Origin of the sequence: Aeromonas sp. R9-2 (assembly GCF_040908025.1) — a bacterium.
Lineage (GTDB): Bacteria > Pseudomonadota > Gammaproteobacteria > Enterobacterales > Aeromonadaceae > Aeromonas > Aeromonas veronii.
In genome coordinates, this window is the sequence record NZ_JBFOCX010000030.1 from 1 (window position 1) to 14,215 (window position 14,215).

Consider the following 14,215-nt stretch of genomic DNA (forward strand, 5'->3'; position numbering starts at 1 on the left):
TTGGAGCGGGAAACGAGACTCGAACTCGCGACCCCGACCTTGGCAAGGTCGTGCTCTACCAACTGAGCTATTCCCGCATCGGAATATCACTTACAAATTTTTTGGAGCGGGAAACGAGACTCGAACTCGCGACCCCGACCTTGGCAAGGTCGTGCTCTACCAACTGAGCTATTCCCGCAACAATTTGGTTGTCTTGAGGCTGGCTGATGATTGGAGCGGGAAACGAGACTCGAACTCGCGACCCCGACCTTGGCAAGGTCGTGCTCTACCAACTGAGCTATTCCCGCATCGGGCTGGTTTGCACCAGTGTCATCATCAGATTTTTGGAGCGGGAAACGAGACTCGAACTCGCGACCCCGACCTTGGCAAGGTCGTGCTCTACCAACTGAGCTATTCCCGCAACTACCTTAAAACAGGCCGTACAGCATTTGGTTGCTTGCGCTACTGTACGGGAGCCGAATTATAAGAGCAGTCATTCCAATTGCAAGGGCTTTTTGTCTGGTTGCGCGCGTTCGCTCAAAAGCTGGCCGAACTGTCGATTTTAGCAGCCAGCGTATGACAAACCCTTGCCGGGAATCAGATCTTGAAGACGTGGCTGCGATAGAACTGCAGCTCGGCGATGGATTCGCGAATGTCATCCAGCGCCTGGTGGGTGCCGCTCTTCTTGAACTGATCCAGCAGTTCCGGCTGCCAGCGGCGTACCAACTCCTTGATGGTACTGACGTCAACGTTGCGGTAGTGGAAGAAGGCTTCCAGCTCGGCCATGTGCTTGACCATGAAGCGGCGATCCTGACCGATGCTGTTGCCGCACAGCGGGCTGGTGCGCTCCGGCACCCACTGGCGAATGAACTCGAGGGTCTCGGCAATGGCTTTCGCCTCATCGTGCTGACTCGCCTTGACCCGGGCCACCAGACCGCTCTTGGTATGGGTGTTGACGTTCCAGTCGTCCATCTTGGCCAGCTCTTCATCACTCTGATGAATGGCGATGACCGGCCCTTCGGCCAGTACGTTCAGATCCTTGTCGGTGACGATGGTGGCAATCTCCAGTACCACGTTCTCTTCGGGGTCGAGACCCGTCATCTCCATGTCGATCCATACCAGGTTCTGCGCGCTGACTGTCATGATTGCTCTCTCTATTGGGAGGAATGGCGGAATTTTGCCAATTTGCATGTATCATACTGGCTTTGGATCTGTTCATAAACTGGCGAATCGAGTGGCAAAGAAAGCAAAACTCAATCTGGGTCAACAAAGGCGCGTCCAGGCCAACCGCGAACGGCGACTGCAAAAAGATCACACCACAGTGGTGGATGACACCCTGTTTGGCCCCGCCATCGAAGGGGTGGTGATCAGTCGTTTTGGTCAGCACGCAGACGTGGAAGCGGTCGATGGCACCATCCACCGCAGCAACCTGCGGCGCAGCAGCATCAGCAGTCTGGTCTGTGGCGACAAGGTGGTGTGGCGTCCCGGCCTCAATGCCGCGACAGCGGGCGTCATCGAGGCGGTGCATCCACGCCACTCGGTACTGACCCGGCCGGACTTCTACGACGGGGTCAAACCCATCGCCGCCAATATCGACCAGATCATCATCGTCTCGGCGGTGATGCCCGAGTTCTCCACCAACATCGTCGACCGCTATCTGGTGGCTGCCGAGGATGTGGAGATCCGCCCCCTCATCGTGCTGAACAAGGTCGATATGCTCGATGATGCCGCCAGAGCGCGCATCGAAAGCCAGCTCGAAACCTATCGCAAACTCAATTACGAGGTGCTGCTGGTGAGCTGCAAGAGCGGCGAAGGGCTGGATGAGCTTAAAGCCGCACTGACCGACAAGATCAGCATCTTCGTTGGCCAGTCCGGGGTGGGCAAATCCTCGCTCACCAACGCCCTGATGCCGGGGCTGGATGTACTGACCGGCGAGATCTCCGAAAACTCGGGGCTCGGCCAGCACACCACCACCACGGCGCGACTCTACCACTTCCCGAGCGGTGGCGATCTCATCGACTCCCCCGGGATCCGCGAGTTCGCCCTCTGGCATCTGGAAGCCGACCGCATCACCTGGTGCTTCGTCGAGTTTCGCGACTATCTGGGGGGCTGCAAGTTCCGCGACTGTACCCACAAGGACGATCCCGGCTGTGCCCTGCGCGCCGCGGTCGACGCGTGCGCCATCAGCGCCGATCGCTTCCACAACTATCACCGCATCCTGGAAACCATGCAGGAAGCCCGTCACGGTCGCCAGCAAGCGCGCCTGTGACCCTAATAAACCTACGTTGATGATGAACATGAGCATTACTGACAACCTGAAAATTGCCGGTCAATACTGTCTGCCCAAGCACGCCCTCTCCCGTCTGATCGGCAAGTTTGCCGCCGCCGAAGCGGGCAACATCACCACCAAAGTGATCGAGGCCTTTATCAAGCAGTATCAGGTCGACATGAGCGAGGCGCTGCACGAGAGCCCGGCCCACTACAAGAGCTTCAACGAGTTCTTCACCCGCGAACTCAAGCCCGGTATCCGCCCGGTGGTAGAAGATGCCATGACCCTGGCGCTGCCGGTGGATGGCACCGTCAGCCAGCTCGGCCCCATCCAGCAAGGTCGCATCATCCAAGCCAAGGGCCACGACTACAGCGCCCGCGAACTGCTGGGTGGCTATGAGGATCTGGTGGCGCCGTTCAAGGATGGCGACTTCGCCACCATCTATCTGGCGCCCAAGGATTATCACCGCATCCATATGCCGCTGGACGGTGTGCTGGAGAGCATGGTGTTCGTGCCGGGGGATCTCTTCTCCGTCAACCCGCTCACCGCCGAGAACGTGCCGAACCTGTTTGCCCGCAACGAGCGGGTGGTAGCCACCTTCCGCACCCCGCACGGCCCGATGGCGCTGGTACTGGTTGGTGCCACTATCGTGGCCAGCATCGAGACCATCTGGGCCGGCAACATTGCGCCGACCAAAGAGAAGAAGGTGGTGCGCTGGGACTACACCGGAGACGAGGCCATTACATTGCAAAAAGGTGCCGAGATGGGTCTGTTCAAACTGGGCAGTACTGTCGTCTGCCTGTTTGGCCCGGGCATGCTGGCCGGTTTCGAACCTCACTTGGCCAACGGGGTCACCACCCGCATGGGTCAGCCCTTTGCCAAGCTGGCGGAGCAGGCATGAGCGAACAACCGAACGCCTCGCAGAAGAACAACCCGCTGCACGGGCTGACGCTGGAAGCCATCGTCACCGCGCTGGTCGAATACTACGGCTGGGAAGAGCTGGGGCAGCAGATCAATATCCGCTGCTTCACCGATAATCCCAGCATCAAGTCCAGCCTGAAGTTCTTGCGCAAGACCCCCTGGGCCCGGGAGAAGGTCGAAAGCCTCTACCTCTACGTCCAGCGCAAGCAAGCCAAATCGAAGAAGGAAGGGCAAGATGGCCTTTAAGATTACCTACACCTATAAAAAACAGGCCAAAGAGATCGGCTACGCGAACGACAAGTTCCGCAGCATCTACGACGCCATCGCCGCTGCCGAAGGGCTGGACCTCACCAGTTTTCACGCCATGGAGGCCCAGCTGGCTCAGGTTTGTCGCCGTGACAAGAAAAGCGTGAAGGATTATCAGGAGAACTACTTCAAAGAGTTGGGATTCTCCAACATCGTCATCGAACGGGATCTGCAGGAGTAACCATGCGCACCTTGACCCTGATGGCCGCCTCTCTGTTGCTGGCGGCATGCAGTACACCGGAACAACATCTGGTGGGCGGCGATCGCGACAGCCACGGCTGTATCGGCAGTGCGGGCTATCAGTGGTCAGCGCTGACTGGCAAATGTGTGCGCCTGTTTGAAGAGGGTATCCGGCTCAATCCAACCGATGCCAGCCAGACCAGCAGCGCCTTCGTGCTGTTCAATGCCGATCAGACGCAGGCCGAACTGCATCTACCAAGCGGCGAGCTGCTTGCGCTGACCCGTCAAGGTGCGGAGGGCAACTGGTCGTGGCAGGGCGGCGGCTACACCCTCTTTATCTGGAAGGGTTATGTGCTCAAGCACGGTGACAAGGCGCTCTATCACGGGGAATAACCCGAGCGCCTGATATCTTCCCGATATCCACCAAATAAAATGCCGACCCAAGAGTCGGCATTTTTGTATCTGACACAACCGGTTATCAGGCGCGGCTGAGGTAATCGGCCTGCCCTACCCACTTGTAGCTGGTGAGCTCGGTCAACCCCATGGGGCCACGGGCATGCAGCATCTGGGTCGACACCGCCACTTCAGCGCCCAGACCAAACTGGCCACCATCAGTGAAACGGGTGGAGGCGTTGACATAGACAGCCGCCGAACCGGCGCCATTGACGAAACGCTCGGCGTTGGCCAGATCGTTGGTCAGGATGGCATCGGAGTGGCCGGCGTTGTGCTCGCGCATATGGGCCAGCGCTTCGTTGACGCCTGCCACCAACTTGACCCCCAGGGTCAGCCCGAGCCACTCGGTATCGAAATCCTCCGGCCCAGCCTCGCACAGGTTGTCGGCACCCGCCAGCAGCGCTATGGCGTTGGGCGCGGCCACCAGCGTCACCTTGCGCTCGTTCATCAGCGTCACCAGTTGCGGCAGGAAGGTGGCTGCCACCTTCTCGTGCACCAGCAGGGTATCGAGGGCATTGCAGGCGGAGGGGCGTTGCACCTTGGCGTTGTCGATGACCGCCAGAGAGCGCACCACATCGGCGCTCTCGTCGACGAAGATGTGGCTGATGCCGAACCCGCCGATGATGACCGGGATGGAGCTGTTCTCCTTGCACATCTTGTGCAGGCCGGCACCGCCACGGGGGATGATCATGTCCACATAGCGGTCTAGGCGCAGCAACTCGCCGACCAGCGCCCGATCCGGGTTGTCGATGTACTGCACCGCCGCCTCGGGCAGACCGGAGGCCGCCAAGGCATGCTGGATCACCCGCACCAGCTCCAGATTGGAGTGGAAGGTCTCGCGCCCGCCACGCAATATGCTGGCGTTGCCAGTCTTGAGGCAAAGGCTGGCGATATCGATGGTGACGTTGGGGCGCGCCTCGTAGATGACGCCGATAACCCCGATGGGCACCCGACGACGAGAGAGCCGCAGGCCATTTTCCAGCACCCGGCTATCCATTTCGGCGCCGACCGGATCATCCAGAGTAATTACCTTGCGCACATCCGCCACGATACCGGCCAGCCGGGCCGGATTGAGTAGCAGGCGATCCAGCATGGCTTCTGACAAGCCTGCCTCACGGCCGGCGGCGATATCTTTCGCATTGGCTGCCAGGATCTGCTCGCTGCGTGCCTCCAGCTCGTCGGCGATGGCGGCCAGCGCCCGGTTCTTCTGCGCCGTGCTGATGGTGGCCAGCTGATAGGCGGCTTCTCGGGCCGCCTGCCCCATTTTCTCCAGACTCATCTCATTTCCCTTTGTTCATGCCGTGCCGCCCTGATTAGAGCAGCACCATATCGTCTCGATGGATGGCTACTGAACCATATCCATAGCCCAGTACCTGCTCAATCTGATCCGAGTGGACGCCACGCAACTTCTCCAGCTCCAGATGGTCGTAACGGCAGATACCGCGCGCCAACTCGGCACCTTTGGGATCAAGAATGCGCACCACATCGCCTCGAATAAAGTCGCCCTTGACCGCCACAATCCCCTTGGGCAGCAGGCTGGAGCCTTTCTCCTTCATGGCGGCGACAGCGCCCTGATCCACATGCACTTCGCCGTGAGGGGGCGGGCCTGCCAGGATCCAGCTCTTGCGCCCTTCCAGCGGGGAGGCCAGCGCCGGGAACAGGGTGCCAATCCGCTCGCCCTTGGCAAGACGGCCAATCACCTCCGGCATCTGGCCGGTCGCGATCACCACGTTGACACCAGCGCGGCGCGCCACATCGGCGGCCTGCAGCTTGGTAGCCATGCCGCCGGTGCCGAGGCCGCTGACACTGTCACCCGCCAGCGAGCGCAGGGTATCGTCGATGGTCTGTACCTCTTCAATGAGCTGGGCGTCGGGATTGGTGCGCGGATCGGCGGTAAAGAGCCCCTTCTGGTCAGTCAGCAGGATCAGCAGATCCGCATCCGCCAGAATGGCGGCCCGTGCGGAGAGGTTGTCGTTGTCGCCGACCTTGATCTCGGCGGTCGCCACCGCATCGTTTTCGTTGATGACCGGAATAATGCGGTGATCAAGCAGGGTGCGCATGGTGTCGCGGGCATTGAGGTAGCGCTCCCGATCTTCCAGATCGGCGCGGGTCAGCAGCATCTGGCCGATATGCAGACCGTAGAGGTTGAACAGATCCTGCCATACCCGAATCAGCTGGGTCTGACCAACCGCCGCCAGCATCTGCTTGTTGGGCAGGGTTGGCGCCAGTGGCGGGTGACCCAGATGTTCACGCCCGGCGGCGATAGCCCCTGATGTGACGACCACGACCCGATGGCCGTGACGGTGCAAGGCCGCACACTGTCTGACCAGCTCGACCATATGGGCACGATTGAGCTGGGAAGACCCCCCTGTGAGCACGCTGGTGCCCAACTTGACGACTATGGTTCTGTTTTCCATGGGAGCATAAAGGCTAAAAAGTAAGGAATATCTTTATACCCACGGCCATGGAGCCCTGCAAGGCAATTAACGCCGGGGTGAGGAGATGAAGCAAAGGCCCGGATGATTGCGGGCGGAAGGGGAGATGGCTGACTGATAGCCCGGCAAACAGCGGGATGCTGCTCGCCGGGCATCAGGGATCAAGCGGCGGTCACGGTCAACTCATTGGTGACCTGATCAGCTGGCGCTAACTGACACTCCAGAGCCGTCAGTTTGTCGCTGATGAGCTTGTAGAAACGGTTGAGGGTCCGCTCCACTTCTACCTGGTGCTTCTTGGGGATCGGCTTGTCCAGCCACTCACCATCAGCATTGTAGAAACCGAGCTGATAATGGTAACGGAAATGGTGATCGTCCTGCTCCAGCACCAGCCACCAGCCCCAGAACTCCCGTTTGTCCGGCGCCGGCTTGGCGCTGACACAGACCGACAGGCAGTCGAAACGATAACGCCCCTCTTCGCAGAGATCTTCGCGCAAATAGGGGCCAATGGCAGCAAACTGCCTCAGCAGTCGCTTGTAGGTCACTCTTTCAGACATGTTAACCTCCCTGTTAAACAAGCCGCGCCACCTCGGGATGGCGTCAGTTCTTTAGCGCAATGTCAGGTACACAAATGCTGTTTCAGCCACTCGACGATTTCGTCCAGCGCCTTGTCATACACCTCCAGCAAAGGCTGTTTGTCGAATACGATGGCCTTGCCGTTACGACTGGCCGCCGCCAATGCCCGTACATCCTGCTCGGGACAAATAAAATCTCGCTTGTGTCCAATACTCAATATCGGCACAGAGGTGCGAGTCCCCAGTAATCCTTGTGTTTTAAGTGAAAAAACCTGGCACTTGGTACGCATGCCGTCCCACTGCGCCGCATCCGCCCCCAACCGGTTGGCCAGACTGTCCCGCATCATGCGCGGACACTTGGCAAACAGCTCCTGATTGGTAAACACCTGATTGACCCCGGCGCCGACACAAACCACGGTCCGCAGCTTAAACGGTTCGATAAAGGCCAGTCTGGCTGCGATATTGCCCGCCAGACGCATCCCCACCATGGCGATACGCTGATGGTCGACCCAGGCCACTTCGGAAAGGTAATGGAGCACCGCCTGATGAAGGCGGCTGGTATCCTGCACCAGCGGCCAATGCTCGGCATAGCCGACCCCGGGCATATCGAGGGAGAGCATGCCGATACCGTTGGGCTCGAGCCGTTTGAGATAGAAGTTGAGGAAATCGAGCTGCAGGGAGTCGATCCCGCCGCTGATGATCACCAACGGCACCGGTTTTTCGGTCGTCGGCAGGTGGAGATAACCCTGAATATGCTTGCCGCGAAAAGGCACCTGGATCTCTTTGAGCGGCACCTTGAACAGGCGACCCGCCTCGCGATAGGCCATGTTGCCGAGCAGCTGGGCCTGATCCGCCAGCTCGTCATCCTTGAGATGGGGATAGCTGGCGATGGAGTAGTAGCGCACCGCCTTGAGCAGCTGTTTCAAGGCGCCAGAAGGATCACCCTTCTCGCGCAGTTCACGGCCCTGCTTGAAATAGTTGCCAGCCACCTGGCTCCACTCGTAGATCCAGTTGCCGGGCACATAGCCCTTGATGGTATCGAGATAGCAATCGTGGGTGCGCTCGCCGGTCGCCATGGCGATACGGGCCAGGGTCTGCTCCACTTCGATGGGATCAGCCCCCTGCCAAGTCCAGGAGGGGCGGCGCAGCAGGCGATACCAGCTCTTTGACATGGATCCGTCGATAAACATCTCGTCTGACTCGGCTTGCGCCAGATCAGCCGCACTGGAGTTGGAGATCTCGGATGTTTCCAATACCTTCTTGACGCGGGTAAAGAGCTGTTCGGTCAGGTTTAGGTCTTCGTTCAAGTCCAAGATAGTATCCCATTCATATCAGGCAATAGCTCATCTTAACCACTTTTACTGCCCATCAGCCACCCTGCAACAGATTGATACACAAAAAAACAGGGCTCCAAATTGGAGCCCTGTGAAACCATTATTGCCGGTTGCGACCAATGGACGCAGTGAGCGTCACATCCCGATCCCGTTACTTTTCGTCGCAGATCGGTGTGGCGAACTCCAGTGCCATATCCCACGGCTGTTCGATCCAGGTATCCTGCGGGATCGCCACTTCGAAATCGTCCAGCAGCGCTTCGCCCATCGGCTTGGCGAAAATCGCGATGAACTTGGCTTTCGGGTAGAGCTCGCGGATCGCCTTGGCGGTAGTGCCGGTATCCACCAGATCTTCCACCACCAACCAGCCTTCGCCGTCACCGGCGGTGGTGGCAGCCTTCACGACCACCAGCTCGCGCTGGCTGTCATGGTCATAGCTGGAGATGCAGAGGGTTTCCACATTACGAATGCCAAGTTCACGGGCCATCAGGGCTGCGGGCACCAGACCACCACGGCTGACCGCGATGATACCTTTCCACTGGCTGACAGGCAGCTGACGACGGGCCAGACGGCGAGCTTCACGTTGCAGGTTGTCCCACGACACATAGAACTTTTTCGGCATGTTATCGATCTCGAATAGTTATTTAAAAACAATCACTTAAAATAAAAACACCCGCGATTCTCCCTGCGGATGCCAGTAAATGGCGGCCCTTGCCCGACTGAATTCAGATTGCACTTCGGCTGCCTCAGGGCTAAGCCTCGGCAGCAAATCTGATAACAATGGAAGCAAGATGGGCTTATCCGGCGATCGGTTAGATGATGTGTCCAAACCGCGGACAGGCTGTTGGGCCGATATGATAGCACCGTTTGCAGAGAAAATGCCTGGCAAACGTATGCCAAAAACAGGAAAAATCGGCATCCCCCTCTCCATTCGGCACATCTCGAGCGCCAAACGACTAACCTGCCGTCCCTGCTGCCGAGTCCAGATGGGCCGTGCGGCAAATCGCAGATAAAAAAATAGCAGGGGGAGGATTTACCTCACGCACCTGCTGCTTTCTCGCCTCTGCCTAGTTGGGCAGCTCGTCTTAGCGACGAGTGACGAAGGGGTTAGGGTAGCTGAAACCCTGGGTATACAAAGAAGGGGCAAACCAATAGGTTGAGTTGCTGCCTGGCATATTGAAACTCCTGATTGCTTAACAAGTTACGTACCTTTAATGCGGGCTCAAATCCTTGAACGAACACTCGGTTCCATGGAGGCGCACTTGCTTTGCTTCGGTTCCCTGGAGGCTTTCATCGTCATCCTGACGGGTGGCGAACCACGAGAACTAATTTACCAGTCGGTGCGTTAAATTCAATATTTTTGTGAGATAGGTCACATATTTTCTTTTCTATCGGTCTGCGTCGTCCGAACCTGACGATCGTACTGCCTGGTTGCCATCAGCCAGCACAAGCTGCCTGCGATTTGCGCTGATTGCTCACATTTTTGTGTGATTGACTGTATTATCGTTATCCTCTTCCCCGGCCCGCTGATGGGGCCCTGTTAATTCCGTGCTGGTAAGGAGTCCCGACGTGGCACAGCTTAGCTCTCTCTCTCCCAAACTGATTTGGCATTTCTTCGAACAGATCTGCTCCATCCCCCACCCTTCCAAACATGAAGCCAAACTGAGCGCCTGGATCATCCAATGGGCTCAAGGGGAAGGTCTGGCGGTCAAGCAGGACAAGGTCGGCAACATCATCATCAAGAAACCGGCCACCCCGGGGATGGAAAACCGCAAAGCCGTGGTACTGCAAGCCCACATCGACATGGTGCCGCAGGCCAACGCCGACACCAAACACGACTTCGCGACCGATCCCATCGATGCCTATGTCGATGGCGAGTGGGTCACTGCCCGCGGCACCACCCTGGGTGCCGACAACGGCATCGGTATGGCCGGTTGCCTGGCTGTGTTGGCTGACAAGACCATCAAGCACGGTCCGCTGGAAGTGCTGCTGACCACAGACGAAGAGACCGGTATGACCGGCGCCTTCGGTCTGGAAGCGGGCTGGCTGGAGGGCGAAATTCTGCTCAACACCGACTCCGAAGAGGATGGCGAAGTCTATATGGGCTGCGCTGGCGGTGTGGATGCCAATATCCGCTTCCCGCTCGAGCTGGTTGATGCTGCTGAAGGTGAAGCGTTCGAACTGGCCGTAAAAGGGCTGCGTGGCGGTCACTCCGGTTGCGATATCCATCGCGGTCGTGGCAATGCCAACAAGCTGCTGGTGCGTCTGCTCAAAGCAGCCGAGCTGCTGGGTGTTCGTCTGGCCGAGATCCACGGCGGCACTCTGCGCAACGCCATCCCGCGCGAAGCCCGTGCCACCCTGCAGGTGCCCGCTGCCAGCGTGAACGAGTTCAAGGCGCTGGTTGACCGCTACACCGGGATCTACCAGACCGAACTGGCCGCCACCGAGCCGAACCTGACCGTGCTGGTTAACAGCGCCGCCAAACCGGCCAAGTTGATGAGCGTCTCCCTGCAGCAGCGCCTGCTGGATGCCCTGATGGCCTGCCCGAACGGCGTGATGCGCATGAGCGATGCTATGCCCGGCGTGACCGAAACCTCTACCAACCTGGGGGTCATCAAGACTCAGGATGGCGAAGTGTACGTCCAGTGCCTGATCCGCTCCCTGATTGACTCCGGCCGCGAGAGCATCGAGCAGATGACCCGCTCCCTGTTCACCTTGGCAGGCGCCAGCTGCGAATTCACCGGTGCCTACCCGGGTTGGGCGCCGAACGTGGACTCCCCCGTCATGGCGCTGGTACGCAACAGCTACCAGACCCTGTTTGGCACCATGCCCAACGTGATGGTGATCCACGCTGGTCTCGAGTGCGGTCTGTTCAAGAGCGCCTATCCGGAGTGGGACATGGTCTCCTTCGGCCCGACCATCCGCGGTGCCCACTCCCCTGACGAGAAGGTACATATCCCGGCGGTCGAACGTTTCTGGCAACTGCTGGTGCACGTACTGGAAGCGATTCCGGCCAAATAACCCGGCCTGCGCCACACGGCAAAACAAAGCCCCGCACTGCTGCGGGGCTTTTTATTGTCTGTTACAGCCAGATTTTGGCGCTTAACGGATGCCGCGGGCCTCGCGGATCCACTCCCAGGCTTGCTGGATCTCCTGGGTCTTCTCCTTGGCCATCTCCATCATCTCCGGCGGCAGCCCTTTGGCGGCCAGCTTGTCCGGGTGATGCTTGCTCATCTCCTTGCGGTAGGCGCGCTTGATATCCTGATCGCTGTCGCTCTCGCTCACCCCCAGCAACTGGTAGGCATTCTTGAGGCGATCCGCAGAGGGTGCCGCCTGCCGATACTGCTGACCACCGGAATGGCCCCCCTGATACTGGCCATGGGCCTGATTGAAGAAGTTCATCTGCGCCTCGGCCATTGCCAGAATGCGGGCCAACTCGATGCGGCTGAAACCCAGCTCGTCGGCAATGGTATGCAGAATGGCGCGCTCGCCCTCCTCCACCTGCCCGTCGGCAAAGGCCGCCTGCAACTGCACTTCGAGGAAGAAGCGCAGGATATCGCGCTGCCCCAGACTGGCACGGCGGAACTCGGCCAGGGTCTCGCGCAGCGGGAAGTCGGCCTCCTTACCGAGACGAAACGACTCCTGCGCCCGGGCACGCTGTTCGCCCGCCAGCCGCATCCGATCCATCAGGTTGGAGGCAACCCGGATCTCCTGCTCGGTCACCTGGCCGCTTGACTTGGCGATATGGCCCATCACCGAGAAGGTGGCATGGAAGAAGACGGCTTGCTGCTCCTGACTCGGACCGCGACGAAACGCCCCCTGCAGCCCCATGCCACGGTCGAAACGGTGGCCGATCCAGAGGCCAATCAGGGCGCCGATGATATTGCCGAGCAGAAAACCGAAGAAGGCGCCCAGCACCTTACCCCAAATACGCATGGTTCAAGACCTCTTGAAGTTAATGAGTGCGGGCCTGGAGCTGGTCATCCAGCTCGCGCAGTCGATCGACCGTGCCGATATCACGCCACTCGCCAGCGAGCAGGCTGCCGCCCACCCGCCCTTGCGCCATCCAGTCACGGAGCAGGGGCGCCAGCTTGCGGGCACCGCCCGCGAGACCGGCAAAGGCCGCCGGATCATATAGTCCGACCCCGCTGAAGGTAAACGCTGGCGTATCCATGACTCGCCCCCCTTGCAGGGCAAAGTCCCCGTTCGGGTGCTGGGGCGGATTGGGCACCAGCCAGAGGTGGGCCAAATCATCGCCAAGGGGCTGGCTGACCAGAGTGTGATAATCGAGATCGAGCCAAGTATCGCCGTTGATCACCAAAAAGGCTTCAGAGCCCAGCAGCGGCAGCGCCTGCACAATGCCGCCCGCGGTCTCCAGCGCACTCTCCTCGGCTGACCAGTGGATGGTCACGCCAAGCGCACTGCCATCACCAAGGCTATCGACCAGCTTGTGGCCAAGCCAGGCGTGGTTGATGACCAACTCGGTCACGCCAGCGGCTTTGAGTTTTTCGATGTGATGAACGATGAGCGGCTTGCCCCCCACCGCCAGCAGCGGCTTGGGCAGCAGGTCAGTCAGCGGGCGCATTCGCTCGCCACGGCCAGCGGCCAGGATCATCGCCTTCATGATTTAACTCCAGCGTTGGCGATCCCCGGCAACACCACCTGCTCCAGCCACTGACCAAAACGGGCCAGTACCGGATAGGCGCTACCGTGAGTGCGACAGACATCCACCACATAGCCGAGGGTACGGGGAATATCCTTGAGATAGCCGGACTTGCCGTCGCGATGATAGAGCCGGGTAAAGATTCCGGCAGCTTTGAGGTGGCGCTGCATGCCGGTCAGGTCGGCATCACGACGGAAACTGGCATAATCGAGCTCGCCAAGCAGCCCCGCCTGTTGCAGGGTGGCAAAGCCGTGGCGCATCCCTTCATCGATCACCTCGTCCGGCCAGCGCACGTAGCAATCTTTCAGCAGAGAGACCAGGTCATAGGTAAGCGGCCCGATGACCATGTCCTGAAAATCGATGATGGCCAGCCGGCTGCTCTCGGGGGTATCCCCGCCACACACCATCAGGTTGCGACTGTGAAAATCTCTATGCATCACCCCCTGCGGCTGGGCCAGATTGCAGGCGGTGAGACAAGCAAAGGTCGCGTCCAGCAGTTGCTGCTCTTCATGGCTCAGAGTCAGTTGCAGATGATGGCCAAGCAGCCACTCGGGGAAAATGCTGTTCTCCCGCGCCATAAATGCCGCATCGAAGGGTTCAAGCGCCAGTTCAACCGCCCCCAGGCGGGGCAGCAAATCAATCGCCTTGCCATACCAGGCCAGCACGTTGTGCTCGTTCAGGCAGCTGATCAGCTGGTTATCACCCAGGTCGCTGACCGCCAGCAGACCCTGTTCGTAGTCCACCGCCTTCACCTCTGGCGCCAACAGCTGACGCGCCTGCAAGGCGGCCGCGTTACGAACAAACTCATGATTTTTTTCGGTTTTCGGATTGGCATCCACCCACACAAGACCACCACCACGAGAGTAGCGGCGGAAGCTGGCATCACCGGAAATGAGGGTCAACTGAAGATTGGCATCACCGGAAATACGGCGTGCCCACTGCAATAGCAGGGAATCGCGATCGTGCATAAGTAGAGGACCAAGGTGGAAAGCAGCACTTGGCTGTTAGCCCTGGCCGCAATAATGCTTTATCATTGCCGGCTAACATAAAGCAATGACATGCAATGTCAACTCGATGAAACCTGTCGTAAAATGCATGCCTTGGAT

At 59.2% G+C, this 14,215-nt stretch carries 15 protein-coding genes and 4 tRNA genes; 6 read left to right on the forward strand and 13 right to left on the reverse strand.

Annotation, left to right across the window (positions count from 1 at the left end):
• Position 1: 1 nt before the first annotated feature.
• The 5 genes from AB5Y71_RS16685 to orn all read right to left on the reverse strand — a co-directional run bounded on the left by AB5Y71_RS16685 (position 2) and on the right by orn (position 1,122).
• A tRNA-Gly gene (locus tag AB5Y71_RS16685) sits at positions 2–77 on the reverse strand.
• Between the two features lie 25 nt (positions 78–102).
• A tRNA-Gly gene (locus tag AB5Y71_RS16690) sits at positions 103–178 on the reverse strand.
• A gap of 33 nt (positions 179–211) precedes the next feature.
• Positions 212–287, reverse strand: a tRNA-Gly gene (locus AB5Y71_RS16695).
• Between the two features lie 37 nt (positions 288–324).
• Positions 325–400 (reverse strand) — tRNA-Gly (locus AB5Y71_RS16700).
• Positions 401–576: 176 nt separating this feature from the next.
• On the reverse strand, positions 577–1,122 hold the full coding sequence (gene orn, locus AB5Y71_RS16705) for an oligoribonuclease (RefSeq protein ID WP_042080584.1): 546 nt from the start codon (positions 1,120–1,122) through the stop codon (positions 577–579).
• Positions 1,123–1,213: 91 nt separating this feature from the next.
• Between orn and rsgA the strand changes: the two genes are divergently transcribed.
• The 5 genes from rsgA to AB5Y71_RS16730 are packed head-to-tail and all read left to right on the forward strand — an operon-like array spanning position 1,214 to position 4,048.
• Complete coding sequence (rsgA, locus tag AB5Y71_RS16710; RefSeq protein WP_368172042.1) at positions 1,214–2,248, forward strand: small ribosomal subunit biogenesis GTPase RsgA; 1,035 nt, start codon at positions 1,214–1,216, stop codon at positions 2,246–2,248.
• A 28-nt stretch (positions 2,249–2,276) separates the two neighbouring features.
• Entirely contained in the window at positions 2,277–3,149 is an 873-nt protein-coding gene (gene asd / locus AB5Y71_RS16715) for an archaetidylserine decarboxylase (protein WP_026034874.1), read from the forward strand.
• A complete protein-coding gene (locus AB5Y71_RS16720) occupies positions 3,146–3,415 on the forward strand; it encodes a VF530 family DNA-binding protein (RefSeq protein WP_005338981.1) in 270 nt (89 codons plus the stop codon). The genes asd and AB5Y71_RS16720 overlap by 4 nt, the downstream gene beginning before the upstream one ends.
• Positions 3,405–3,656: a DUF2960 domain-containing protein gene (locus AB5Y71_RS16725; RefSeq protein ID WP_005338984.1), complete on the forward strand. Its 252-nt coding sequence runs from the start codon at positions 3,405–3,407 to the stop codon at positions 3,654–3,656. The genes AB5Y71_RS16720 and AB5Y71_RS16725 overlap by 11 nt, the downstream gene beginning before the upstream one ends.
• Positions 3,657–3,658: 2 nt before the next feature.
• A complete protein-coding gene (locus AB5Y71_RS16730) occupies positions 3,659–4,048 on the forward strand; it encodes a hypothetical protein (RefSeq protein WP_368172043.1) in 390 nt (129 codons plus the stop codon).
• 85 nt (positions 4,049–4,133) lie between these two features.
• Here the strand turns inward: AB5Y71_RS16730 and AB5Y71_RS16735 are convergent, their stop codons facing one another.
• From AB5Y71_RS16735 to gpt, 5 genes are all read right to left on the reverse strand, one after another.
• The gene (locus AB5Y71_RS16735; protein WP_368172044.1) at positions 4,134–5,387 is read right to left on the reverse strand and encodes a glutamate-5-semialdehyde dehydrogenase; all 1,254 of its coding nucleotides are present in this window, start codon (positions 5,385–5,387) and stop codon (positions 4,134–4,136) included.
• A gap of 34 nt (positions 5,388–5,421) precedes the next feature.
• Complete coding sequence (proB, locus tag AB5Y71_RS16740; protein WP_005358365.1) at positions 5,422–6,525, reverse strand: glutamate 5-kinase; 1,104 nt, start codon at positions 6,523–6,525, stop codon at positions 5,422–5,424.
• A gap of 179 nt (positions 6,526–6,704) precedes the next feature.
• Entirely contained in the window at positions 6,705–7,097 is a 393-nt protein-coding gene (gene crl, locus AB5Y71_RS16745; protein ID WP_005339003.1) for a sigma factor-binding protein Crl, read from the reverse strand.
• Between the two features lie 62 nt (positions 7,098–7,159).
• Positions 7,160–8,428, reverse strand: coding sequence for an esterase FrsA (frsA, locus tag AB5Y71_RS16750; protein WP_005349360.1), 1,269 nt, complete (start codon positions 8,426–8,428; stop codon positions 7,160–7,162).
• 172 nt (positions 8,429–8,600) lie between these two features.
• Positions 8,601–9,068 (reverse strand): xanthine phosphoribosyltransferase, encoded by a 468-nt coding sequence (gene gpt / locus AB5Y71_RS16755; protein ID WP_005339007.1) that lies wholly within the window; start codon positions 9,066–9,068, stop codon positions 8,601–8,603.
• 947 nt (positions 9,069–10,015) lie between these two features.
• On the opposite strand from gpt, the gene AB5Y71_RS16760 reads away from it, so the two are divergent.
• The gene (locus tag AB5Y71_RS16760; RefSeq protein ID WP_368172045.1) at positions 10,016–11,467 is read left to right on the forward strand and encodes an aminoacyl-histidine dipeptidase; all 1,452 of its coding nucleotides are present in this window, start codon (positions 10,016–10,018) and stop codon (positions 11,465–11,467) included.
• Positions 11,468–11,548: 81 nt separating this feature from the next.
• Here the strand turns inward: AB5Y71_RS16760 and djlA are convergent, their stop codons facing one another.
• The 3 genes from djlA to AB5Y71_RS16775 are packed head-to-tail and all read right to left on the reverse strand — an operon-like array spanning position 11,549 to position 14,077.
• Positions 11,549–12,382 carry a co-chaperone DjlA gene (djlA, locus tag AB5Y71_RS16765; protein WP_201911586.1) on the reverse strand — a complete coding sequence of 278 codons (834 nt, stop codon included), beginning with the start codon at positions 12,380–12,382 and terminating at the stop codon, positions 11,549–11,551.
• Positions 12,383–12,401: 19 nt separating this feature from the next.
• Positions 12,402–13,070 (reverse strand): N-acetylmuramate alpha-1-phosphate uridylyltransferase MurU, encoded by a 669-nt coding sequence (murU, locus tag AB5Y71_RS16770; RefSeq protein WP_368172046.1) that lies wholly within the window; start codon positions 13,068–13,070, stop codon positions 12,402–12,404.
• Positions 13,067–14,077, reverse strand: coding sequence for an aminoglycoside phosphotransferase family protein (locus tag AB5Y71_RS16775; RefSeq protein WP_368172047.1), 1,011 nt, complete (start codon positions 14,075–14,077; stop codon positions 13,067–13,069). Before AB5Y71_RS16775 ends, murU begins: the two co-directional genes overlap by 4 nt.
• Positions 14,078–14,215: the final 138 nt, after the last annotated feature.